The sequence below is a fragment of the Marinobacter sp. genome, assembly GCF_035268745.1.
GTDB lineage: Bacteria > Pseudomonadota > Gammaproteobacteria > Pseudomonadales > Oleiphilaceae > Marinobacter.
Genome location: NZ_DATFKH010000023.1, coordinates 1 through 23,776 on the forward strand (window position 1 = coordinate 1; position 23,776 = coordinate 23,776).

Consider the following 23,776-nt stretch of genomic DNA (forward strand, 5'->3'; position numbering starts at 1 on the left):
CGCCCGATCCTGCCCGGCCAGCACGAGCGCGAGGGCCGTTGGTGGTGGGAGGAAGCCACCCGCAAAGAGTGCGGGCTGCACGCCGGCAACCTGATTAGCCGTCAGTAACCGGTTAGCACTAAACTCAAAGAAAGCAGGCGGGTACGTCCATTCAGGACCGTATGTAGCAGGGATGCTGCATCCGAGCCTACATGGATGTATTTACGGCGTGTCCTGAATGGACGTATCCGCCTGCTTTCCTGCTCATCAGTATGTCGGAAGCTCTACGTCGGCGAAAAGCGCCTCGATTTCCGACCGGCTGCCCTGGTGGCTAACGGCTTCATCGACCCGCTCCCGGGTAAGGTGCGGGGCAAAGCGCTGGATGAAGTCGTACATGTATCCCCTGAGGAAAGTGCCCTTCCGGAATCCGATTCTGGTCACGCTGGGGCGAAACAGCTTTCTGGCATCCAGCGCTACCAGGTCCGGGTCTGCGGCCTCGTCAAAGGCCATACTGGCAATAATTCCCACGCCCAACCCGAGGCGGACATAGGTCTTGATGACGTCTGCATCGGCGGCGGTGAACACCACTTTCGGGGTCAGACCCTGGGCCTGAAATGCCTCGTCCAGCTTGGACCTGCCGGTAAACCCGAACACATAGGTTACCAGCGGAAACTTCACCAGTTCATTGAGCGACAGTTCCGGGGCCTGCGCCAGTGGATGGTCCCGCGGCACAATCACGGTGCGGTTCCAGCGATAGCAGGGCATCATGATCAGATCATTGAACAGCTCCATGGCCTCGGTCGCGATGGCAAAGTCCACTGCCCCATTGGCCGCCATCTCGGAAATCTGCATGGGCGTGCCCTGATGCATGTGCAGGGAGACATCGGGAAAGGCCTCAATAAACCCGCTGATAACCGGCGGCAGTGCATAGCGGGCCTGGGTATGAGTGGTGGCAATGCTGAGATCGCCCTTGCGCTGATTACTGAACTCCTGGGCGATTTTCTTGATACCTTCCACCCGGCGCAGAATCTCGCCGGCCTCGCGGATAATGATCTCGCCACCGGGCGTAATACGGGTCAGGTGTTTGCCACTGCGGGCGAAGACTTCCAGCCCGAGCTCGTCCTCCAGTAAGCGGATCTGCTTGGATATACCGGGTTGCGAGGTAAACAGGCTCTGCGCCGTTGCCGAGACGTTCAACTCGTGGTGTGCTACTTCCCAGATGTAACGTAGCTGTTGTAGCTTCATCGACTGTGTTGCTCCTGTCACCACTGATTATGAAAGGACCCTACGCATAACAGGCGCTGTTTTCATTCTTTAATCGTATACCTGTTCCCTCAGTCTAGACCAAAAACCGGTAAACGCAGCCAGCCGAAACTTATGGCTCGATGATCCTGCGAAACGGCGGGAGCGCATCCAGCAACAGCTGGCCGTAGCGGCGCGTAATGATCCGGCGGTCCAGAATGGTGACCCTGCCGGTGTCCGACTCTTTTCGCAACAGCCGGCCAACCGCCTGCACCAGTCTGATCGAAGCATCCGGCACGGTGATCTCCATAAACGGATTGCCACCGCGCAATGTCACCCACTCAGCCAGGCTGGCTTCAATCGGGTCATCCGGCACCGAGAATGGCAGGCGGGTAATCACCACGTGGCTGAGGTAATGCCCGGGCAGGTCAATACCCTCGGCAAAACTGGCGACGCCAAACAGCACGCTGGGCAGGCCCTCATCCACCCGCGTGCAGTGACGACGCAATACCTCACCCTTGGACATATCGTCCTGGGTTGTAATAAGCCCGGGGAATTCCGGTGCCAGTCTTTCGTGCACCTGCTTCATCTGCCGACGGGAAGTGAACAGCACCAGTGTTGCCCTCTCACCGGCCCAGCACTCCGGCAGCCGCTCGATCAGAGCGTCGGTAAAGCCGTTATCCGTGGGCATCACTTTAAGCGCAGGCACTTCGACGGTGGCCATTTGCTGATACCGGAAAGAGCTGGGCACTACCACGAACCGGCTGTCTTCCGGCAGGCCTGCGCGGTTTTTCAGGCGATCAAACCGGCCCAGTGCCGTCAGTGTGGCGCTGGTCAGCACGGCACCGAATGCCCGGGACCAGAGGCGAGTAAAGAGCAGGTTATCTGCCAGCACCGGGCTGCTGAAGAAGGTGATATCCTCGGCATGGTCCCAGCGCTGGCGTACTGCCCAGCGCGCGGCCGGTGGCCCGGACGTTTTGCCGTTATCACACCAGGCGGTCCAGAGCCGGAACTGATCTTCCGCCCGGCTGTGGAAAGACCCGACCACCGGATACCAGGCCTCGGCGGTATCGCGGTCAATGTCGCTTTCCTTGCGTTCATCGAATGCGGTCTGAAGCTCATCCACCATTACCCCAAGCTGACGCACCAGCGCGGCGGTGGTAACCCGCGACGCCTCCGCAAGCTCTGCCAGCGTCGCGGGAAGCTCCCCTTCCGGATACCGCCACTGCGCAGACCGGCGCTCTTCGTTGAATTCCCAGCCGGTGTTGTGTTCCGCCTCGGTATAGATATCAGACAGGGCAATATCAAGATCCCGGGACGCGGTACTGATTTTATCGATGGATTTGGCGGCGGTGGTGCCGGGGCTGAAAAACGGCTGCATCTTGCCCAGTGCCTGGGACAGCTGCTTCAGCCACTGCCGGGTCGAGTTCAGGGGCACAGACGCGGCAAAGTGATTGAGTGCCTTTTCCGGCAGATGGTGGGCTTCATCAAAGATGAACAGCGCGTTCTCGGGCTCGGGCAGAATGGCGCCGCCGCCCAGAGCCAGATCGGCCAGCACCAGATCGTGATTGGCGACAATGATGTCGGCGTCATCCAGCTCTTTGCGGGCATCGAAAAAGGCGCAGCTGTCGAAATAGGAGCAGTGGCGGTTGGTACATTGGCGGTGATCGGTGGTGACCTGGCGCCAGATATCGTCGGGGATCTGATCCGGCCAGTGATCCCGGTCACCGTCCCATTTCCGCGCGCCATAGCTGGCCAGCAACTCCTCAAAAAAGGCTCGGGTGCCGGGCTCCTGTTGGCCGGGCTGATCGATCAGGAACAACGGCATGGTGTCGCTGTCGCCATTGCCCTCATCGTGTAACCGGGTCTCCAGGCGGGAAAGGCAAAGATAGCGGCCACGGCCCTTGGCCAGGGTCCAGTTGAAGTCCATCCTGCTGTGTTTCTGCAGATCCGGCAGATCCTTGTTAACGATCTGGTCCTGCAGGGCAACCGTTGCCGTGGAGATCACCAGGGTTTTACCCAGGGCTTTGGCAACCGGGATGGCGGCAACAAGATAGGCCAGGGTTTTACCGGTACCAGTACCTGCCTCGACCACACAGGCAGCCGGTGGCGACGTGCGCTGACCGTCAGCGGAGGTGATGCCGCCCATGTAGCGGGCAATTTCGGCAATCATCAGGCGCTGGCCGTAGCGGGCCTTGATATCCTTACCCGCCAGCACATCACGGTAGGCCTGCTGAATCGTCTGTTTGGTATCATCAGTTAGCGACACTAGTCTGGCCTCACCCAGTCGCGCATGCTGCCTACCCGGAAAGACCGGCCACTCAGGCTTAACACCACACCCTCCTCGGTTATCTGCTGCACCTGAATGCCGTCAAACGAATCCCCGGCTTTCAGATAGTTGTTGTTGATCATAACCCGACGGGCAGAGGGGTCGGAGGCGTAGATATGGCTATTGAAAACCAGATCCGGCACCGATCTCTGGAACGCCAGGGGCATTTCCACCAGGTGCGGAACCGGGCCGGAACTAACACCGGCGACCCCGGCGCGCGCCGACTGACCGCTGCTGGCGGGTGAAGGAACAATGATAGTGGGCCGCTCCCGGGCGACTGGCTCTGGTTCGGGCATGGGTTCAGGCGCGCGCTCAGGCACGGGTTCAGCTTTGGGTTCGGGTTCAGGCGCGGGAGCCGGCTCCGGTTCGACCGCCGGCTGAGGGGCTGGCATCACAGATTGCACAGGCGTTTCCGGCCAGAACACCACTGCAAGAACCACCGCATTGAGCACCAGAGCCGCCGCAACCAGCACCACCAGCGGCGACGATTTTTTCCGGCGCTTGTGAACGAACTGCACCTGCTGGCCCAGATCGGGAACCTTGCCCTGATGGCGCTCTGATTCGGATTTACGCAATGCATCAAGAATATAAGACATCTCAACCTGCCCCGTTCCGGTCGCTCCGGGGGTCCTGATCAACGGCACTGTCCAGACGTGGCACCGGCGCCTCCAGATCGTTATGCATCTGGATGATGGTCATGGCCCCGGCAATGCCGTCAACACTCAGCCCCTTTTTCGCCTGGTACCAGCGAACCTGGTCATCGGTGTTCATCCGCACCACACGATCCTCTTCGGTCCGGCTGCCCGCCTGCTGGCCTGCCAGCTCCATCAGCCGGGCACTCAACCAGGCCTCCCGGCTGGCCTGCTGGTACGACGGTAATTTCCAGAGCACCGTAAACTGGCCGTACCAGAAAGGCTCGATACTGCCGAATCCGACCGTCCGCTCACCATCAGTGGTGGCAATACGCGCAGTCTGACCACGCAGGGATTTCAACACGATAAAACCGGTCTGGCCGGAGCTGTCCCGTAAATGCAGGATGGCAGGACGGTTGAGAAACACCAGCCCCTGCCGGGACATTCGGGTTTCCAGACATTTCAGGCCCTCGCTTTCAGCAAAATTACAGGCAATGGGTGAACGGGATACCTGATATTCACTACCCCAGATTCCGAACAGACCTTCAAAGGCCTCGCCGAGGGACCCCATCCGGTCATCAAAACTGAATGATTCCCGGCCTGGGTCTGCGGCCACAGCGTCCGCATTCTGCGGTTTTTCCTGAGCATCTGTTCGCTCGATGGCGCCAACAAATTCCGGATTGCCGGCAACCACAACCGGATCCGGGTCTCCGGCAACGGGCGCGTAGCCATTCACCCATTGCAGGGTAAGAATCACTGCCAGAATGGCGCTGCCACCCAGCATCGCTATTGGCATGAAACGCCCGGCCCTGCTGCGTCCCGGGTTGCCGCCGGCGCGGCCATTGATCTCGGACGCCGCCTTGCGGACATGGGCAGCGGTGATCTGGTGCTCGCCTTCCGAATAGGCCCCCAGCAGCGCCCGGTCGCTGATCAGGTTAATCAGCCTGGGAATGCCCTGGCTATAGCGATACAGCGCCTTGATCGCACCCGCACTGAAGATCTCCCCCTTCAGGCCCGCAACCCCCAGCCGATAGCGAACATAGGCTTCGATTTCCCGCCGCTCCAGCCCGTCAAGATGGTAACGTGCCGTCACTCGCTGGTTGAGCTGACGCAGTTCCGGCAGTGCCAGCATGTCCTGCAATTCCGGCTGGCCCAGCAGCACAATCTGTAACAGCTTTTTTTCGGAGGTTTCCAGATTGGTCAGCAGCCGTAACTGTTCCAGTACGGCAGCCGACAGGTTCTGAGCCTCGTCAATCATCAGCACCTTGTGACGGCCGGCGGCATAGGCCGCCAGCAGATCGTCATTGATCAGGCTGACCAGGGTCTTGACCGAGGCCTGTGGCGGATGCGCGATTTCCAGCTCGTCGCAGATCGCAGACAATAGCTCCGGGGCGGACAGATTCGGATTCAGTACCAGCGCAATATCGACATGATCCGGCACATTCTCGATAAAACAGCGGCTGACCGTGGTTTTGCCGGTGCCCACCTCGCCGGTGATGACAATAAAGCCACCCTGGCCCTGAACCCCGTACATCAGGTGTGCCAGCGCTTCTTTGTGGCGGTCGCTCAGATAGAGATACCGGGGGTCGGGGGCAATCGAAAAAGGGGGTTCACGAAAACCGAAGAACTCGTAGTACATCTCAGGCCTTTCCGGAACGGGAATCAGAAATCATCAAGCATGAGATCTTCGTCGTTGCCACTGGCAAAAGGATCATTGAGGGTTCGGCCATCGTTGATCAGGAATTCGCGGCGCTGCAGGTAGGCATTTCTGACAAACACGTAGGCATCGCCGGAAATGAAACCCTCTGCCGCGATCAGGGCGGCCCTCTGGTCAACAAGCTGAAGGCTCCGCCCCAGGTAGACTTCCCGTTCTTCCGCCAGATCCCATGGCGACGGCAACACCAGAGTGTCCGTTAACATTCCGCTAAAGTTCCGCGGGCTGGACGGGCCCAGGAACGGCAGCATCAGATAGGGCCCGGAACCGACTCCCCAGTAACCCAGGGTCTGGCCAAAATCCTCCGACCGTTCCGGCAGGTCAAATACCGTCGCCACATCGATAAGCCCACCCAGCCCGAAAACGGTGTTGTAGGTGAACCGCCCTGTTGCCACTACCGCTGATTCAAGTTTCAGTTGCAGGATACTGTTGGCCAGATTGCCGACTTCGCCCAGATTGCTGAAAAAGTTGGTGACCGCCCGGCTGGCAAACGACGGCATGACGGTCCGGTAGGCGCTGGCAACCGGACGCAGAAACCAGTCATCAATGAACTCATTAAACCGGTAGACTTTACGGTTCCAGTTTTCATAGGGGTCTTTTTCTGACGTGGTGTCCTGACCCATTTCCGGCCCGGAAGACTCGTCCACCGGCTGAACCACGGTCTGGGCCAGCACTGAAACCGGACTGCACGCCAATACCAGCAAGATCCAGAGGGGTCTCCAGGGAATTATCGAAAGGGCGTTGCGCCGCGTTGCTCTGTGCTTCATTCGCTGACCTGAAGTTGTTTGATCCAGCCACTGTCAGGGTCCGAACATACTCCGACAGGGAAAACATTACCAGTCTCGCCACTCATCATACGCTCATGGACGTAACGTCGGATGTTTTATACGCAAAAGGCGACGTAAACCGCTTCAGGTCAGCGCCGACGGACTACCACACTGCCGATGGAATAGCCGGCACCAAATGAGCAGATAACACCCAGGTCGCCGATGGTAAAGTCATCCTTGTTCTTGTGGAAGGCAATAATGGAGCCGGCTGAGCTGGTGTTGGCGTATTCATCCAGAATGACCGGTGCCTCTTTGCTGGTTGCATCCCGGCCCAGCACCTTGCGGGCAATCATCTGGTTCATATTCAGATTGGCCTGATGCAGCCACATGCGTTTGAGTTCTTTGGCTTCCAGCGACAGCGATGCCAGCTGCTTCAGCATGGTTTCCGCAACCATTGGCGACACTTCTTTGAACACCTTCCGCCCCTGTTGCACAAAAAGCTTGTCAGGCTTGTTAATGCCGGACTTGTCGGCCCGGTTCAGAAACCCGAAGTTATTGCGGATGGCGTTGGAGAATACGGTTTTCAGGCTGGTTCCGAGGATTTCAAAACCTTCACCGGAGGCCACATTTTCCTCTCGCTCCACCAGAATCGCGGTGCAGGCATCACCAAAGATGAAATGACTGTCGCGGTCACGGAAATTGAGATGTCCCGAGCAGATTTCCGGACTGACCACCAGAACCCCCCGCGCCGAGCCGTTCTCGACCGCATTCACCGCAGCCTGCAGACCAAAGGTGGCGGAACTGCAGGCCACGTTCATGTCATAGGCGAAGCCCTCGACTCCCAGCGCAGCCTGCACCTCGACCGCAACAGCCGGGTAAGCGCGCTGCAGGTTGGAGCAGGCGACAATCACCGCGTCGACATCGGCAGGCATTTTCCCGGCCTGTTCAAGGGCTCCCTTGCAGGCTGCCACCGACATTTCACACTGGATTGATGGTTCGTCATTGGGCCGGTCCGGAATGTTCGGGCACATGCGTTCCGGGTCCAGAATGCCCTCTTTATCTATCACATGGCGGCGCTTTATACCTGACGCCTTCTCGATAAAAGCGGATGACGAGGGTTCCAGTGCGTCGCGCTCGCCGCTGGCAATCTCATTGGCGTGTTCTGCATTGTAGCGCTCAACAAAGGCGTTGAACGCAGTGACCAGTTCATCGTTGGTGATGGTTGCTGGCGGCGTGTATAGCCCGGTTCCGCTGATGACGGCTTTGATCACGCTAACTCCTCGTCAGAATCTGATGTAAAGATATAAAAACGTCATGGCTCTGCACCAGATATTAACACAGTCCTCAAACCCGTGTCCGCGCCCACTGCCGGTCGAGACGCTTTACCGAAACCGGCACGGCCGTGCCCAGTTGCTGGGCAAAAAACGATACCCGGAATTCCTCCAGCATCCACCGGTACAAAACCAGTTCCGGATCGCGAACACCCTGCCGGTTCTGCTGCTCGCGTTTGGCGGCATAACGGGCCCATAACGGCTCGATGGTATGCAGAAATTCCCGTTCCCGGCCCATTTCCCGACGCATTTTCTCGTAGCGGATACCCGCGGCCTCGAAGTAACGGCTGAAACAGGCCAGCCAGCGGGAAGGTGTCTCCACCAGAAAGCCGGGATACACCAGGTTCTGCATCTGGAATTTAAGGTCCGCCATGCTGTTGGCCAGGGCCAGGTCGATCTTGCCTTTCAGCTGTTTCATTACTGAATGGTAGCCGGTCATTGCCTGGTGCAGGCGCTCATCGGCGGCTTCCAGAGCCGGAATAAAATCGGACCGTTTTTCATCAAAACACTGATCAAAACCCGATTCTGATCTGGGCAGGCCATCACTCAAAAAGTGCTCGATGGCCGTGGACACCAGCAGGTCGTCCAGCAGTATCCGGGACTGGCCCACCGGGGCGAACATCAATGCTGAATCCTTGAAGTAACGCAGCTTGCGCTCCAGCCCATCCAGGGTATTACCAAACCGGATCAGCATCAGCCGCGCAACGGCCCGGCGGGTCGAGTCTTCGGCGGTGAGCGGATCAAGACACTGAACGGGTCGCACCGAATCGCCCATATCTTCCAGCGCCGGATAAACCGTGACTTCCATGCCACCCTTTTCGGTGGTGACCGTGTGCGCCAGATCACCGAATTCCCATTCAGTTGAACGCCTGGCCCTGGTTTCCCGGCTCTGACCGGAACTGGCCCGGGCCAGCGCATCCTGGGCCCGGCCATCAAGTTCATTTTGCAGACTTTCGGTCTCCCGGCCTTCTGCAATCGGCTTGCCGGCATCGTCCACTACCCGCAGATTGATGCGAAGATGATTGGGCAGCTCCGCCTCGGACCAGGCCTCCGGCGGAATCCGGACGCCGGTCATTTTGCGCAGTTGCTCGGCCAGCTGCAGGGTCAGGGGCTCGTTGGATGGTTGCAGATTTTCCAGCGCCGCATCGACAAAGTCCGGAACCGGAACGAAGTTCCGCCGCAGGGCCTTGGGTAAACCTTTCACCAGGGCGATACATTTCTCCCGCAACAGGCCGGGAACCAGCCACTCCAGACGCCGGGCCGGCAGCTGTTTCAATGCCATGATCGGCGCCTGAAGCGTTACCCCGTCGCGCTCACTGGTGGGCTCGAATTCGTAGCTCAGGGGGTAGCGGACGCCTTCCCACTCCAGAAAGTCCGGATACAGCGAATCTGCCTGTTCATCCACCGGGCGCTGGAGAATGTCTGATTCCGCCAGCTCCAGCGAGCGCAGGGTTTGTTCATCAAGCTGCTTCCACCAGCGCTCGAAATGGGCACCGCTGACAATGTTAGCGGGCAGACGCTGGTCGTAGAATGCGACCAGGGTCTCGTCGTCCACCAGCAGATCCCGCCGCCGGGTCTTTTTTTCCAGATCCTCGACCGAGTCCAGCAGCTCGCGGTTGCGGGCGATGAATGGCGCTTTCGACTGATAATCGCCTTCCACCAGCGCCCGCCGGATGAACAGATTACGGCACTCTGCCGGGTCAACCCTGCTGTAGGGAATCCGCCGGGCAGACACAATATCGAGGCCATACAGGGTCACCTTTTCGTACCCCATCACCTGACCCCGCTTCTGTTCCCAGTGTGGCTCGAAATAATGGTGCTTCACCACGTGGCCAGCCAGCGGCTCAATCCAGTCCGGCTCGATTTTTGCGACCATGCGTGCAAAGACGCGGCTGGTCTCGACAATTTCGGTGGCCACGATCCATTTCGGTGAGGACTTCGAGACTTTAGAGCCGGGAAATATCAGTACCTTGCGGTTGCGGGTGGCCAAATATTCCTTTTTTTCGATCTTCACCGCCACCTGACCAAGCAGACCGGACAGGATCGCCTTGTGCAGCGCGGCGTAGCTGGCCGTTTCCCGATTCAGTTGCAGTTTCTGCTGACGACAGATCAGCGTCAGCTGGCGGTGAATATCGCGCCATTCCCGCATCCGCATCCAGGACAGAAAATTTTTCTGGCACAGTTTTTTGAGCTGATTCTGGGACAGTTCCTGGCGCTGTTCCTCGAAGAAGTTCCAGATGTTCAGCAGGCTCAGGAAATCCGAGTCCTTGTCATTGAACGGGGCGTGGGCCTGATCCGCCGCCTGCTGTTTTTCCTGGGGCCGCTCCCGCGGATCCTGCACACTCAGCCCGGCAATCACCACCAGGGTTTCCGCCAGACTGCCCTGCCCGGATGAAGTGACCAGCATGCGGGCCAGACGCGGGTCCAGTGGCAGCCTGGCCATGGTACGGCCCAGCCGGGTTACCCGGCGCTTGTCGTCTACCGCGCTGAGCTCTTCAAGCAGCTTGTAGCCATCGTTGATCAGGCGGCGGTCCGGTGGCTCGAGGAAGGGAAAACGGCGAATCTCGCCAAGGCCTGAGGTGGCCATCTGCAGAATGACCGACGCCAGATTGGTTCGCAGGATCTCCGGATCGGTGTACTCCGGGCGGTTCAGAAAGTCGGTTTCATCGTAAAGCCGGAAGCAGATCCCGGGGGCAACCCGGCCACAGCGCCCCGCCCGCTGGTTGGCACTGGCCTGGGATACCGGTTCTATCGGCAGGCGCTGGATTTTGGAGCGCACACTGTAACGGCTGATACGGGCGACCCCGGTATCAATCACGTAGCGGATACCGGGCACCGTCAGCGAAGTTTCGGCAACGTTGGTGGACAGGACGATCCGCCGGCCGGGATGGCTCTGGAATATCCGGTTCTGCTCCTGATTGCTCAGGCGCGAATACAGCGGCAACACCTCGGTGTGCCGCAATTCGGCGTGGCGGAGGGTCTTGCTCAGACCGCGGATTTCCCGCTCGCCGGGCAGGAATACCAGGACATCACCGGGCGGCTGTTTGTCGGCCCGCTCATGCTGCTCGATTTCTTCAATGGCCTGAAGAACGCCGTCGCTCCAGCTCTGATCCCGGTCATCCTCGTCCCCAGCCAGCGGGCGATAGCGGACATCCACGGGGAAAGTACGACCACTGACCTCAATCACCGGTGCGTCGCCGAAAAACTCGCTGAAGCGCTCAACCTCAATGGTGGCCGAGGTAATGATGACTTTCAGATCAGGCCGCTTTGGTAACAGCTGTTTCAGGTAGCCCAGCAGAAAATCAATATTCAGGCTGCGCTCGTGAGCCTCATCGATAATGATGGTGTCGTAACGTTTCAGAAACCGGTCGTGCTGGACTTCAGACAGCAGAATGCCATCGGTCATCACCTTGAGCCGTGACTGGTCCGAGGTGGTATCGGTAAAGCGGATCTGATAACCCACCTGCTCCCCGGTGCGCTCGCCCAGCTCTTCTGCAATGCGCGCGGCGACCGTCCGCGCAGCGATACGGCGGGGCTGGGTGTGGCCGATCAGCCCCTCGATGCCAAGCCCCATATTCAGGCAGATTTTCGGAATCTGGGTGGTTTTACCAGAGCCGGTTTCCCCGGCAATGATCACTACCTGATGGTTTGAAATCGCCCGCTGAATATCATCTACGCGATCAGAGACCGGCAGTGATTCCGGAAAAGTTATCGGTTTCTGCATCATGCTAATGAGTAGGAAAGTGGACGTGTCCGCCTGTTTTCTTTCAGCTTGGTATGTCTGATCAGGCGTTGGCCTCGTCTCGAAGCTCGCGGCGCAGAATCTTGCCAACATTGGTTTTCGGCAGCTCATCGCGGAACACGAAAGCCTTGGGCACCTTGTAGGCGGTCAGACGCTCACGGCAGTATTCCTTGAGCTCATGCTCACTGACACTCTCCTCTGTGGCAACCAGATAAACCTTCACAGCTTCGCCGCTCCTGTCATCCGGTACACCGACTGCGGCGCACTCAACCACATTCGGGTGACCGCTTATCACATCTTCCACTTCGTTGGGATAGACGTTGAAGCCGGAGACAATGATCATGTCCTTCTTGCGATCAACAATCCGGATATAGCCATCCTCCTGAATCAGTGCGATATCACCGGTCTTCAGGTAACCGTCATCGGTAAATGATTTGCGGGTATCCTCGGGCCGCTGCCAGTATCCACGCATGACCTGAGGGCCTTTCACACAGAGCTCACCGGCTTCACCGACCGGCGTTTCGTTGCCGTCGTCGTCAAGCGTCTTGACCAGCGTGTTGGCAATCGGCAGACCGATGGTGCCCAGCTGAATCGCAACACTCGGGTTGAAGGTCACAACCGGCGAGGTTTCGGTCATGCCATAGCCTTCACTGATTTCACATCCGGTCACCCGCTGCCACATTTTGGCCGTGTCACTGGTCAGTGCCATACCGCCCGACGAGGTAAGCTTCAGGCTGCTGAAATCCAGGCCCCGGAATTCTTCGTTGTTGCAAAGTGCCACGAACAGCGTGTTCAGACCCAGAAACGCAGTGAACCGGTGATTCTTGAGTTCTTTCACAAAGCCCGGAATGTCGCGGGGATTCGGGATCAGCACGTTGTGGGCACCGGCCTCCAGCATGATGCCGCAGTTGAGGGTGAAGGAATAGATGTGATAGAGCGGCAAGGGCGCAATCACGATTTCTTTGCCTTCCTCGATCGAGTCACCCATCATCGGCCGGGCCTGCAGCAGGTTGGCGACCAGATTGCCGTGGGTCAGCATGGCGCCCTTGGCGACGCCGGTAGTGCCGCCGGTGTATTGCAGTACCGCGATATCATCCTGGCTGGTTGCCACCGGCGTGAACTTTTCCCCGCTGCCCTCCTTCAGAACCGCCGGCAGCTTGTGAGCCCGGGGCAGGTTATAGGCCGGCACCATCTTCTTCAGATGCTTGACGGCCGCATTCATCAGCGTGCGTTTCAACGGCGAATGCATATCCGCAAGCTCGCTCACAATCACGTGTTCGATGCCGGTCTGGGGCAGCACTTTTTCGGCGTTATGGGCCATATTGGCCAGCACTACCAGGGCTTTTGCGCCGGAGTCGTTGAACTGGTGCTCCATTTCGCGGGTGGTATAAAGGGGATTGGTGTTGACCACAATCAGGCCGGCCCGCATGGCACCGAAAACAATCACCGGATACTGGGAGACATTGGGCATCTGAACCGCAATCCGGTCACCCGGTTTGAGGTCCGTGCGGTTCTGGATCCAGGCGGCAAAATTACGGCTCTGGGTATCGAGATCCTTGTAGGTCAGGGTCGCACCCACGGCACTGAAAGCCGGCCTTTCCGCGAATTTTTTCACTGCCTGATCAAACACATCGACCATACTTGTGTATTTGTCCAGGTCTACATTGCGGGGAACACCAGCGGGGTACTTGTCCTGATAGAACTGCTCAAAATCCATCCCAATCTCCTGTTCGGTGCTTGTTTTTATTGGTCGCACACTTTGTATTTGTTACGCGCTTTGTTATACGAAGGTCTAAGCTTTGGAAATTCCGTGTGAGAATAGCAGTTTTGGGAACGATGAGGTAGTTTTCAGGCCCTGGCGGTAGCTTCAATAAACACATCCAAGACTCAGCGGAGCGAACGATGAGTGACACTCTCGACATCATGGAAAACATTACCTACGACGAGCTCCAGGAAGGCGATTCCGCTACCTATGAAAGAACTCTCACGGAAGATGTACTGGTGCTGTTTGCAGCGGTTTCCGGTGATGTAAACCCGGTGCACCTGGACCCGGAATATGCAGCAGGGACCGAATACAGGGAGAGAATTGCTCACGGCATGTGGAGCGGCTCGCTGGTTTCGGCAGCCCTGGCCACAGTGATGCCCGGCCCCGGCAGCATCTATCGGGAGCAGAACCTGACATTCAAGCAGGCGGCCAGACTGGGCGACACCCTGACCGTCAACCTCAAGGTCATCCGCAAGGCCCGCATGAACCTGGTCTTCCTGTCCTGTGATGTCCGCAACCAGAACGGTGAGCAGATAGCCATCGGAGAGGCCAAAGTCATAGCGCCGGCCAAAAAACTGTCAGTCCCGAAACCACGACTGCCCAGGATCATCATTGAGTACTAGTGTCCCGGCCAGGGATCAAAATCACATTCAACAGCGTCGGAAATTTTGACAGCCGCAGCTGAAAAAACGCGAAACCGGAAAGCAGCAGCGGCTCAACTTCCTTCAGGCCAATGTTTTAAAGAGCTTTTTTTTACCTGGCCCGGGGATTGCTAAGAAAAACCTGAGGGCCGGTTTTCCGGCTCCGTCTGATATACCGAGCTTCGCCGATGCCCTCAACGCATCGGCGTTTTTTTTTATTTGCTCAGTTGCTTCATGGCGGACTCGAGGCCTTCCAGGGTCAGCGGATACATATGATCGTTGACCAGCTGGCGCGTCATGCCCATGGAGCCGCCCGAACCCCAGAAGCTCTCGGGCAACGGATTCAGCCAGACCACTTTGCGGAAGTGATCGGTTATGCGCTGGAACCAGGTGGCACCGGCCTCTTCGTTCCAGTGCTCGATCGAGCCACCGGGATGGGATATTTCGTATGGCGCCATGCTGGCGTCGCCGACAAAGATAACCTTGTAATCCGGCGTGTACTTGTTGAGGATTTCCCAGGTACTTATGGATTCATTCATCCGGCGGATATTGTTTTTCCAGACACTTTCATAAACGAAGTTATGAAAGTAGAAATACTCCATGTGTTTGAATTCCATCCGCGCGGCGGAGAACAACTCTTCGCAGACCCGGACGTGCGGGTCCATGGAACCTCCCACATCAAAAAAGATCAGCACCTTCACGGCATTATGCTTTTCCGGCACCATCTTCAGGTCCAGATAGCCGGCATTACGTGCGGTTGAACGGATGGTGTCATCCATGTCCAGCTGGTCGGCGGCGCCCTGGCGGGCAAATTTGCGCAACCGGCGCATGGCCACCTTCATGTTGCGGATACCCAGGGTGACGCTGTCATCCAGATCCCGGAATTCACGCTTTTCCCAGACCTTGACCGCCCGTCCGTGCCGGCCTTTGTTCTGGCCGATGCGGAAACCTTCCGGGTTGTAACCGTTGGCGCCGAACGGCGAGGTGCCGCCGGTACCGATCCATTTGTTACCGCCCTGGTGGCGTTCCTCCTGCTCTTGCATGCGCTTCTTGAAGGTTTCAATCAATTCCTCAAGACCGCCCAGCGAGTCAATTTTCGCCTTCTCTTCTTCAGTCAGCTGCTTCTCGAATTCGGCCCTGAGCCAGTCGTCCGGAATCAGCGCTTCCATCAGATCGTCCAGATTCTTTATACCCTCGAAATAGGCTTCGAAGGCGCGGTCAAACTTGTCAAAATGGCGCTCGTCCTTTACCAGACAGACCCGGGCCAGATAATAGAACTCCTCCATACTGGCAAAGGCCAGCCTGTTCTGCAGGGCGTCAAGCAGATCCAGAAACTCCCGCAGGCTGGCAGGTACTTTCGCCCGTCTGACTTCCAGAAAAAAATCAATCAGCATAAGGTGTCGCTCTTGCCGGATTTCAGCTGCGGCGGCGTGCCATGAACGCCAGCTTCTGCAACAGATGCACATCCTGTTCGTTCTTCACGAGCGCGCCATACAGGGGCGGCAACGCAGAGCCGGTGTCTTTCTCGTGCAGCATCTTGGCGGATAGTTCATCGGCCATCAGCAGCTTCAGCCAGTCAATCAGCTCTGAAGTGGACGGCTTTTTTTTCAGGCCGGGCACCTTGCGCACGTCGAAGAACACTTCCAGTGCATCCCGCACCACCTGCTGCTGAATACCCGGAAAGTGAACATCCACAATGTGCTGCATGGTGCCGTGATCAGGGAAGCTGATGTAATGGAAGAAACAGCGGCGAAGAAATGCATCCGGCAGTTCCTTTTCATTGTTGCTGGTGATCACGATCACCGGGCGCTTGTTGGCGCGGACAAACTGCCGGGTCTCGTAGACGTAGAATTCCATGCGGTCGAGTTCAAGCAGGAGATCGTTGGGAAACTCGATATCCGCCTTGTCGATCTCGTCGATCAGCAGGACCACCTGCTCATCCGATTCGAAGGCCTCCCAGAGCTTGCCCCTGATGATGTAATTGCTGATATCCTTGACCTTCTCATCACCGAGCTGACTATCACGGAGCCGGGAAACCGCATCGTATTCATACAGGCCCTGCTGGGCCTTGGTGGTGGACTTGATGTGCCAGGGAATCAGCGGCATGCCCAGCGCCAGGGCCATTTCCTCGGCCAGCAGGGTCTTGCCGGTACCTGGCTCACCCTTTATCAGCAGCGGGCGTTGCAGGGTAATCGCGGCGTTGACCGCCATTTGCAGGTCATCCGTCGCGACGTATCTGTCAGTACCGGTAAACTTCATGGGCGTAATTCCTGTCTGGTAAACGGATTAAACGACTGTTTGAATCAGCACCCAAGTATAGAGAAGACTCGGTCTGATGATAAGGGGGGAGCCTTCACTGCCCTTTTCCCGGCTTGTTCCCGGGCTTTGACTTTCCATCGGATTGCTGCCTTCGCCCGGATTCAGAATCTTTGTCCTGCGGGTCGGTCTCCCGGTCATCAACAAGATCACCGAACTCCGAAATGTCGAAATCTTCCAGACCAAATTCCTCTTCATCGTCCTCTTCAGGCTCCCGTTCAGGTTCAGGCTCGGGTTCAGGCCCGGGTTCAGGCTCGGGTTCAGGCTCGGGTTCAGGTTCGGGCTCAGGGATTTGTTCCTTTTCCCTGGTTTTTGCGACAGGCTCAGCCTGATCGGCATTTCTGCGCCGCAACCAGAACCAGGTGCCGCCGGCCACAAATACCAGCCCAAGCCCACCAGTCAGGCCCCAGATCCATAAAGGGACACCCTCGAGGGCAGGCTCGGGCTCAGTGGCAGGCTCTTCCTCCGCCAGTTGAGCCTCGTCGGCTGGCGGCGTCTCGACGGCGCTGATATCGATCGGGCCGGCAACAGCCGGCTCCGGTATCGCGGCGCCCGGACTTTCCGTTACCCCGGGCGAGTCTTCAGGTTCGGCATCGGGGTCGGGGGCTGAAACCGGCGTTGCGACTGCACCGGTTTCCGGCGCAATGTAACGGATCACGCCGGAAAAGCGGCGGGAAAACGTGGTGCCATCGGCAATTATTTCGATCTCGTAATCGCCTTCGTTTGGCAGTCTTTCGATCTGATCCGTGTAGAGTCCGCTTTCCGGCGGCTGGTCCTCGCTCAGGATCTTGGAACCGCTGCGACCATCACTGGCCGTCAGGCGAACGATCACATCGATCACCTGCAGGAAATCCGGGTTCTGGATTTTTGTCTGTTCCTCAAAAAACGCGATCTTCAGGGCAATCGGATTATTTTCATCAAAAGCCGGCGGCACCGGGCTGACCACCATGCGCAGATCACTGACCACCGTGACCCGGCTGCCCTCCCCCAGCTCGCCCTTGACCTGCCATTGCCCGGCTGCCGGTTCGGTCACGGTAATCAGGTCGTATCCGGTTTCGGCGGCCCAGCGCATGTTGCTGGCAACCGAACTCTTCGAGAAACCAGTGCCGTCAGGGCCAATCAGCTCAAACGAGCGGGTGGCGGACGTTTCGTCCTCGCCCCAGAAAACCAGCGCAGTGAATTCCTCGACGCCGCTGTCTATCGCAAAGCCCTCTTCATCCAGCGGAACCTGGTCCTGGGGAACCGCCGCGTTCAGGGCCTTGAGAAAGGCCCGGCTCAGACCCTCGGCAGAGGACGCCAGTGAAAACTGCCCGCCGGTGTCAGCGGCCAGCGCTCTGAGCATGGCCAGATCCGCCTCTTCCGACAGCGCGATGGTATGCAGGGTGGCGTCACGCCCCATCAGCCTGTCGAGCAAAGGCCCGAGGATTCGCTGGCGTTCCGCCGCATTCACCGCCGGGTCGTCAGACAGATCGACCATACCATCGGTCAACAGAATAAAATCCGTATTGCCGAGATCTTCGCTGCTGAAAAATGGAGCACTGGCTTTCTCGATTGCCTCACCCAGATTTGTCCGCAACGCCACCGAGTTGATTTTCCGGGACTGGGCAACGGCATTCTCACGCCAGGCCTCATCTACAGGACCATGGGCTACCAGCATGTTCACCCACTGGCCAAAGGTCCAGACCCCGGCACTGGCGCCTTCCGGCAGCATTCTGGCCAGCAGCCGGACGGCGGGCTGGCGCAGGTTGTCGGGATCGTTGGCTTTCATGGAGCCGGAAATATCAACGATGATGCGAACGTCACCCTGCCCGGGTATCTGCAGTGAGTCCGCCTCCTGACCGTGAGTCCGGGGGGTAAAAACAACCAATATCAGCAGCAGTAAGGCAGGCAGTGTTCGCATGTTCACTCCGGGGCTGTTAAGCATGTTGACGGCTGTCAGCGCTTGACCAGGCGATACCGGACCATATCCAGTATCCACACCAGCAGCATGATAATGGCCGCTATACCAAGGTTCAGAATCGCCCGGCCGGCCTCGTCCGGCTGCCCGAGAATGGTTTCATAGCCGGCATGAAGCCAGGCCGGCATCCACCAGCCCGGAGCTTCACTGGATTCCACTGGTGTCAGCAGCACAACCACCAGCGCTGCCTGCAGCAGGGTGCGGATACCGTAAACCGGAATAATGCGAAACGGTCGCACAATGGCGTAAAAGAAGACCACAAAGGCGATCAGGTAAATCACCCAGAACAGGCCATAAGCAAAGTTGGTTTCAGCATCCATCATGATTTATATAACCCAGTGTATAATATGTTCTTCCCAGTCTTGCTCTGGAACCGACGCTTCTGACTGCACCCGGTGACGTACCGAAATGCCCGCCTGATGAACCGAATCCGGGTCACCCGAAAGCAACGGATGCCAGGGCGCAAGCGGCCGACCTTCTGCCAGCCGGCGATAGGCGCAACTATGGGGCAGCCAATAGAACTGGTCGATGGTGTCCGGCGTCAGCACGGTACAGGCCGGCACTTTTTCCAGCCGTTGCTCATACACCGTACAGCCGCAGCTATCTTGATCCATATACCGGCATACCAGATCGGTGTAGAACACCTCGCCGGTGTCTTCATCTTCCAGCTTCGCCATGCAGCACTTGCCGCAGCCGTCGCACAGGGACTCCCACTCGCTGGCGCTCATTTCTCCCAGACGTTTGCGCTGCCAGAAGGGTATTTCTGCAATCATTGGCCGCTCTCTTCGCCTTCAGCGTTGCCACTGCTCTGCTGTTCCGGCTTTGTCCGGAAATCTATCACATATCCACTCTGCTCTTCCGGCATCTGCAGAAAGAATCCTTTGTCGGCTATGGCTTCAAGTACCTGCCTGCCATCGGTTCTTGCCAGCCTGCGGTCGGGAGTCAGAACCAGGTCCATGGCGTGTACCGGCTTGCCAAAAATGCCTTTCAAGCTCTCGGGCAGGTCGTCCCAGGCCTGGCCCCTTTTCACGTATAAATAGGTATCGGGCTTCTTGCTGCTGCGGAACACGGCTACAAAAGTCTTTTCGGTCATGAGCTCAGTACTTCCTGAAGTCTGCCGTGTACCGGCGCGATCACCTGCTGCCGCCAGCCCTCGCTGAACAGGCCGGCACCCAGATCACGGGTCTGGACCACGGCTTCGAGTCTTTTCCGGGGAGCCAGCAGCTCGACCGGAATATCCCGGGTCTCGGCGGCTTCAATCATCAGCCGCCTGAGTCGTTTGTAAAGCATCTGATCCTCGCGGGACAGCGGCGCCGGTATGGTTGCAACTGCGGAGTTATCGGCGCTGGCGGCCTCCCGGATCAGCTCGACTATTCTATCGCCATAGCGTCGCACAACCACCGCCGGCAAGCCCTGAACATCAGCCAGCGCCCTGACCGAGCCGGGCAGTTTCTCGGCAACAGCGATCAGCAGAGCATCCGCCACCACCCGGCCCCGCGGCCTGTCGCGCTCGCGGGATTCCATCTCACGCCAGCACACAAGCGCTTTCAGCACACCCTGCTGCTGCCGGCTCAGGGTCCAGCCACCGCGCAGTTTGAGGTAATGGTTTGCGGGGTCATCCTGGCGGGCAAGGTCTGCCGCGAAACGGGAGGATTCCTCAATCAGGGCGCCAACCAGGTGCCTGCTGCCAAGTTCATTCCAGACCCATTCCCGGATCGGCTCCAGAAACCGGATATCGTCAGTGGCGTATTGTTCCTGGGCCGCAGACAGGGGGCGGGACAGCCAGTCGGAACGGGTCGCGGACTTGTCAAGGGTTTCACCGAACAGCTTTTCTACCAGCTTCGCGTAGCCCATGGAGAATCCGGCGCCGGCCATGGCCGCGCCGATCTGCAGGTCGATAACGCCCGCCGGCTCCAGCGCGAGCCAGTGGCGGAACAGTTCCAGGTCTTCACTCATGGCATAAAGCAGCTTGGGGCGATCCGGATCGGCCATTATGGCCCGGAACCGGGCACTGGCCTCGGCAACCGCCGGATCCACCAGCCGGAACTCCTGCCCCAGGCCAAGCTGGACAAGGCCGGGAATGGGGTAAAAGGTGCTGACCCGCTCAAATTCGGTGTCCAGCGCCAGGGGCTCATCCGGGTGAGCGTCAAGCCAGTTGTCCAGCGCGGCCGGCTCGGTGATCCATTCTGGTTCCATAACAGGGCTCGTTGAAGTCTAGTCCGCCAGCGGTTTACGACCGCGGAAAGCGTGGGTCAGGGTGAAACCATCGACATAACCCAGCTCGCCCCCCACCGGAATACCATGGGCCAGCCGGGTTATCAGGATTTCCCTGCTATCCAGGCGGTCGGCAATGTAATGGGCCGTCGCCTCACCTTCCACTGTGGGGTTGGTCGCCAGAATCAGCTCGGTGACACCCTCTTCGCCAACCCGGGCAAGCAGCCGTTCGATGCCGATTTCCTCAGGACCTACGCCGTCGATGGGGGAAAGATGACCCATCAGCACAAAATAGCTGCCCCGGTAGTCCCCGGCCTGCTCGATAGCGAGCAGGTCCGACGGGCTCTCGACCACGCACAGCGTACCGTTGCGGCGCTCGGGGGTATGACAGATACCACAGATGGCGGTATCGGAGAAATTCTGGCAACTATCGCAGCGACGCACGCCGGTCATCGCCTGGTCCAGTGCCTCAGACAGCCGGGAACCGCCGCTACGGCCCCGTTCAAGAAGATGAAACGCCATCCGCTGGGCGGTTTTCTGGCCAACCCCCGGAAGGCAGCGCAACGACTCAACCAGCTCGTCTACCAATGGACTGAACGCCATGGACTCTCCTCAGTCAACCTCTCTCACCCCGGTTCAGAACGGCATCTTGAAACCGGGGGGCAACCCCATCCCGGACATCATGCCCGACATCTTTTCCTTCTGGTTCTCTTCCACGCGCCGCACCGCGTCATTGACGGCCGCTGCCAGCAGGTCTTCGAGAATCTCTTTTTCCTCGCCAAGCAGGGATGGGTCGATATCCACCTTGCGCACGTCGTGACGGCCGTTCATGGTCACCTTGACCAGCCCGGCGCCGGATTCACCGGTGATTTCAGCTTTGGCCGCCTCTTCCTGAGCCTTCTTCATTTCTTCCTGCATCTGCTGGGCCTTCTTCATCAAATCGCCCATATTGTCCATCGTTACTGTCCTCTCTGTTACTGTTAAAACGTCTTTTTTCAAGCGTCGTCAGGGCGCCGGATCAACCCGGTTTGCCGGGCCGGATGCTGCTTTCGACAACCCGTGCCTCGAAGCGTTCGACAATCGATTTTACCAACGGATCCTGATGAATAGCGGCTTCCGCAGCAGCCTGACGCTCCTGCCGCCGGTTCTCTTCCCAGACCGCCGGTGTCCTGCCATTGGTATTGCCCCGCTTTATTTCTATATGGGTGGCGTCGCCAAACCGATTCCTCAACGCCTCAACAATTTTTTCCTCATGGCGGGGGTTCAGAAGCCGGGCGTGGCCCTCATCCAGGGTCAGCACAATATTATCACCGGAACGCGTCATGGCGGCGTTGCTGGCCAGATTGCCGGGCATACCGACAATCTCGAGACTACGGAAATCCCGCTCCCAGAGAAAATCGGATGGCTCCCGCTCTGATTCTGGCTCCGGCTCGGGCTCCGGCTCTGGCTGCGGATCAGGTTTCGCAGGGTTTCCGGCAGGTTCCGGCGTGGGCACGGCCTGCTGAACTTCCGGCCCGGGAACTGGCTCGGGCTGCGGTTCAGGTTGCGGTTGTGGTTGTGGTTGCTGGACTGTTTCAGGCTCGGGCTCGTCCGGGCTCTCTCCTCCGGTGCGATCCGCGGCGTTGCCACCTGAGGGAGGCTGCCGGCGATCGGATCCGGGGCGGAAGGCCAGCATTCGCAGCAGCGTCATCTCGAAACCCATACGCGCATCCGGCGTGATCGCAAGGTCTTTGCGGCCGATCAGTGCGGCCTGATAAAAAAGCTGGGCGTCTTCGGCGCTGACCTGGCGGGCAAGGCTCTGGACCATGGCGGCATCACCCAGCGAATTATCGGCACTGCCGGGCACAACCTGCTCCATGGTCACCCGATGGAACAGTGATAACAGGTCCGCCAGAATGATGCTGTAATCCGGAACAAACTCCGATATGCGCTGGATTTCCGCCAGCAATGCCGGGCCGTCTTCTGCCACCAGGGCATCCACCAGCCGGGCAATATCCCCCTGATCAATCGTGCCCAGCATATTGCTGACATCGCTGCTGTTGAGGGTCTGATTGCCGAATGAAATGGCCTGGTCGGTCAGGCTGAGGGCATCCCTCATGCTGCCGTCGGCGGCGCGGGCCAGCAACCACAGCGCCGGCTCCTCGAACGGGATCTGTTCTTCAGTCAGCACGTGGTGCAGATGCCCGGCAATATGCTCTGGCGTCATACGCTTGAGATTGAACTGCAGACACCGGGACAGAACCGTTACCGGCAGCTTCTGCGGGTCAGTGGTCGCCAGCAGGAACTTGACGTGCTCGGGAGGTTCTTCCAGGGTTTTCAGGAAGGCATTGAAGGACTGATTGGACAGCATGTGGACTTCGTCAATCAGATACACCTTGAAGCGGCCGCGAGTCGGCGCGTACTGGACGTTGTCGGTCAGTTCGCGCATGTCGTCCACGCCGGTGCGGGAGGCGGCATCAATCTCGATCAGATCAACAAAGCGCCCCTCCTGAATCTCCGTGCAGCTGGAACAGGTGCCACAGGGATTGGCGGTAACGCCGGATTCGCAATTCAGGCAGCGGGCCAGCAGCCGCCCGATGGTGGTCTTGCCGACACCGCGGGTGCCGGTAAACAGATAGGCATGGTGCAGGCGCTGGTTGTCCAGAGCATGTATCAGAGCCTGAAGAACGTGCTCCTGGCCGACCATGTCCTGAAAGGTATGAGGGCGCCATTTACGGGCCAGAACCTGATAGCTCATATTCCATCAACCGCCGCTGAAAAACGGGCTTAACCTTAGCACGGTCGGGGGTCAGACCCCAGTGCATTTTGCCGGTCGAAATGGATTGGGGTCTGACCCCAAATCAAGGTGGGGGTGACTCCACCAGCAACACTCCGGCACACAAGTCCACCGCTTCGGCTGCTCCCTTCCGGGCCTGACCGGGTTCACGGTATATCGTTGCGGAGGCACCGGCGGAGCCACCATAACGTCCGGGGACGAAATCCCCGGAGCGGCGCGCATATTAGCAAAAGGCCCTGTGTACTACAACGCTAGATCGACAGCGGCAGCGGTATTTCATCCTGGCGGAACCAGCAGGCAAGGCTGTAGCGGGTGCGCGCGGCGGGCAGTACTTCGTGGGGGATTTCCTCGCTCATGAAAACCGCCATGCG

18 protein-coding genes, 1 other RNA gene and 3 pseudogenes are annotated in these 23,776 nt (G+C 58.6%); 2 read left to right on the forward strand and 20 right to left on the reverse strand.

Features of this window, described 5'->3' with window-relative positions:
- Positions 1-108 (forward strand): annotated as a pseudogene (locus VJ956_RS01220) (phosphoadenosine phosphosulfate reductase); the annotation flags it as partial.
- A gap of 138 nt (positions 109-246) precedes the next feature.
- On the opposite strand, the gene cysB reads toward VJ956_RS01220, so the two are convergent.
- From cysB to VJ956_RS01260, 8 genes and pseudogenes are all read right to left on the reverse strand, one after another.
- Complete coding sequence (cysB, locus tag VJ956_RS01225; protein WP_324080750.1) at positions 247-1,224, reverse strand: HTH-type transcriptional regulator CysB; 978 nt, start codon at positions 1,222-1,224, stop codon at positions 247-249.
- Positions 1,225-1,354: 130 nt separating this feature from the next.
- On the reverse strand, positions 1,355-3,490 hold the full coding sequence (gene dinG / locus VJ956_RS01230) for an ATP-dependent DNA helicase DinG (RefSeq protein ID WP_324080751.1): 2,136 nt from the start codon (positions 3,488-3,490) through the stop codon (positions 1,355-1,357).
- On the reverse strand, positions 3,490-4,146 hold the full coding sequence (locus VJ956_RS01235; RefSeq protein WP_324080753.1) for a general secretion pathway protein GspB: 657 nt from the start codon (positions 4,144-4,146) through the stop codon (positions 3,490-3,492). Before VJ956_RS01235 ends, dinG begins: the two co-directional genes overlap by 1 nt.
- Before the next feature lies 1 nt (position 4,147).
- The gene (locus tag VJ956_RS01240; RefSeq protein WP_324080755.1) at positions 4,148-5,821 is read right to left on the reverse strand and encodes an ExeA family protein; all 1,674 of its coding nucleotides are present in this window, start codon (positions 5,819-5,821) and stop codon (positions 4,148-4,150) included.
- A gap of 23 nt (positions 5,822-5,844) precedes the next feature.
- The gene (locus VJ956_RS01245; RefSeq protein ID WP_324080757.1) at positions 5,845-6,663 is read right to left on the reverse strand and encodes a VacJ family lipoprotein; all 819 of its coding nucleotides are present in this window, start codon (positions 6,661-6,663) and stop codon (positions 5,845-5,847) included.
- Positions 6,664-6,812: 149 nt separating this feature from the next.
- Positions 6,813-7,934, reverse strand: coding sequence for a beta-ketoacyl-ACP synthase III (locus VJ956_RS01250; protein WP_324080759.1), 1,122 nt, complete (start codon positions 7,932-7,934; stop codon positions 6,813-6,815).
- 73 nt (positions 7,935-8,007) lie between these two features.
- Positions 8,008-11,718 (reverse strand): annotated as a pseudogene (hrpA, locus tag VJ956_RS01255) (ATP-dependent RNA helicase HrpA); the annotation flags it as partial.
- Positions 11,719-11,779: 61 nt separating this feature from the next.
- The gene (locus VJ956_RS01260) at positions 11,780-13,453 is read right to left on the reverse strand and encodes an AMP-binding protein (protein WP_324080763.1); all 1,674 of its coding nucleotides are present in this window, start codon (positions 13,451-13,453) and stop codon (positions 11,780-11,782) included.
- Positions 13,454-13,638: 185 nt separating this feature from the next.
- On the opposite strand from VJ956_RS01260, the gene VJ956_RS01265 reads away from it, so the two are divergent.
- Entirely contained in the window at positions 13,639-14,124 is a 486-nt protein-coding gene (locus tag VJ956_RS01265) for a MaoC/PaaZ C-terminal domain-containing protein (RefSeq protein WP_324080765.1), read from the forward strand.
- A gap of 233 nt (positions 14,125-14,357) precedes the next feature.
- On the opposite strand, the gene VJ956_RS01270 is transcribed toward VJ956_RS01265, so the two are convergent.
- From VJ956_RS01270 to VJ956_RS01325, 12 genes and pseudogenes are all read right to left on the reverse strand, one after another.
- Positions 14,358-15,536, reverse strand: a complete 1,179-nt coding sequence (locus tag VJ956_RS01270) for a VWA domain-containing protein (RefSeq protein WP_324080767.1) — start codon at positions 15,534-15,536, stop codon at positions 14,358-14,360.
- Between the two features lie 22 nt (positions 15,537-15,558).
- Entirely contained in the window at positions 15,559-16,401 is an 843-nt protein-coding gene (locus tag VJ956_RS01275; protein ID WP_324080768.1) for a MoxR family ATPase, read from the reverse strand.
- 94 nt (positions 16,402-16,495) lie between these two features.
- Positions 16,496-18,358, reverse strand: a complete 1,863-nt coding sequence (locus tag VJ956_RS01280) for a vWA domain-containing protein (protein WP_324080770.1) — start codon at positions 18,356-18,358, stop codon at positions 16,496-16,498.
- 35 nt (positions 18,359-18,393) lie between these two features.
- Positions 18,394-18,738: a hypothetical protein gene (locus tag VJ956_RS01285; protein ID WP_324080772.1), complete on the reverse strand. Its 345-nt coding sequence runs from the start codon at positions 18,736-18,738 to the stop codon at positions 18,394-18,396.
- 3 nt (positions 18,739-18,741) lie between these two features.
- On the reverse strand, positions 18,742-19,188 hold the full coding sequence (locus tag VJ956_RS01290; protein ID WP_324080775.1) for a YcgN family cysteine cluster protein: 447 nt from the start codon (positions 19,186-19,188) through the stop codon (positions 18,742-18,744).
- On the reverse strand, positions 19,185-19,508 hold the full coding sequence (locus VJ956_RS01295) for a YcgL domain-containing protein (RefSeq protein WP_324080777.1): 324 nt from the start codon (positions 19,506-19,508) through the stop codon (positions 19,185-19,187). Before VJ956_RS01295 ends, VJ956_RS01290 begins: the two co-directional genes overlap by 4 nt.
- Entirely contained in the window at positions 19,505-20,611 is a 1,107-nt protein-coding gene (locus VJ956_RS01300; protein ID WP_324080778.1) for a ribonuclease D, read from the reverse strand. Before VJ956_RS01300 ends, VJ956_RS01295 begins: the two co-directional genes overlap by 4 nt.
- Before the next feature lie 18 nt (positions 20,612-20,629).
- Positions 20,630-21,232, reverse strand: a complete 603-nt coding sequence (gene recR, locus VJ956_RS01305; RefSeq protein ID WP_324080780.1) for a recombination mediator RecR — start codon at positions 21,230-21,232, stop codon at positions 20,630-20,632.
- A gap of 33 nt (positions 21,233-21,265) precedes the next feature.
- The gene (locus VJ956_RS01310; RefSeq protein ID WP_324080782.1) at positions 21,266-21,586 is read right to left on the reverse strand and encodes a YbaB/EbfC family nucleoid-associated protein; all 321 of its coding nucleotides are present in this window, start codon (positions 21,584-21,586) and stop codon (positions 21,266-21,268) included.
- 61 nt (positions 21,587-21,647) lie between these two features.
- Positions 21,648-23,366: a DNA polymerase III subunit gamma/tau gene (dnaX, locus tag VJ956_RS01315; protein WP_324080784.1), complete on the reverse strand. Its 1,719-nt coding sequence runs from the start codon at positions 23,364-23,366 to the stop codon at positions 21,648-21,650.
- Between the two features lie 118 nt (positions 23,367-23,484).
- Positions 23,485-23,581, reverse strand: an RNA gene (gene ffs, locus VJ956_RS01320) — signal recognition particle sRNA small type.
- 75 nt (positions 23,582-23,656) lie between these two features.
- Positions 23,657-23,776: pseudogene (locus VJ956_RS01325) on the reverse strand (2OG-Fe(II) oxygenase); the annotation flags it as partial.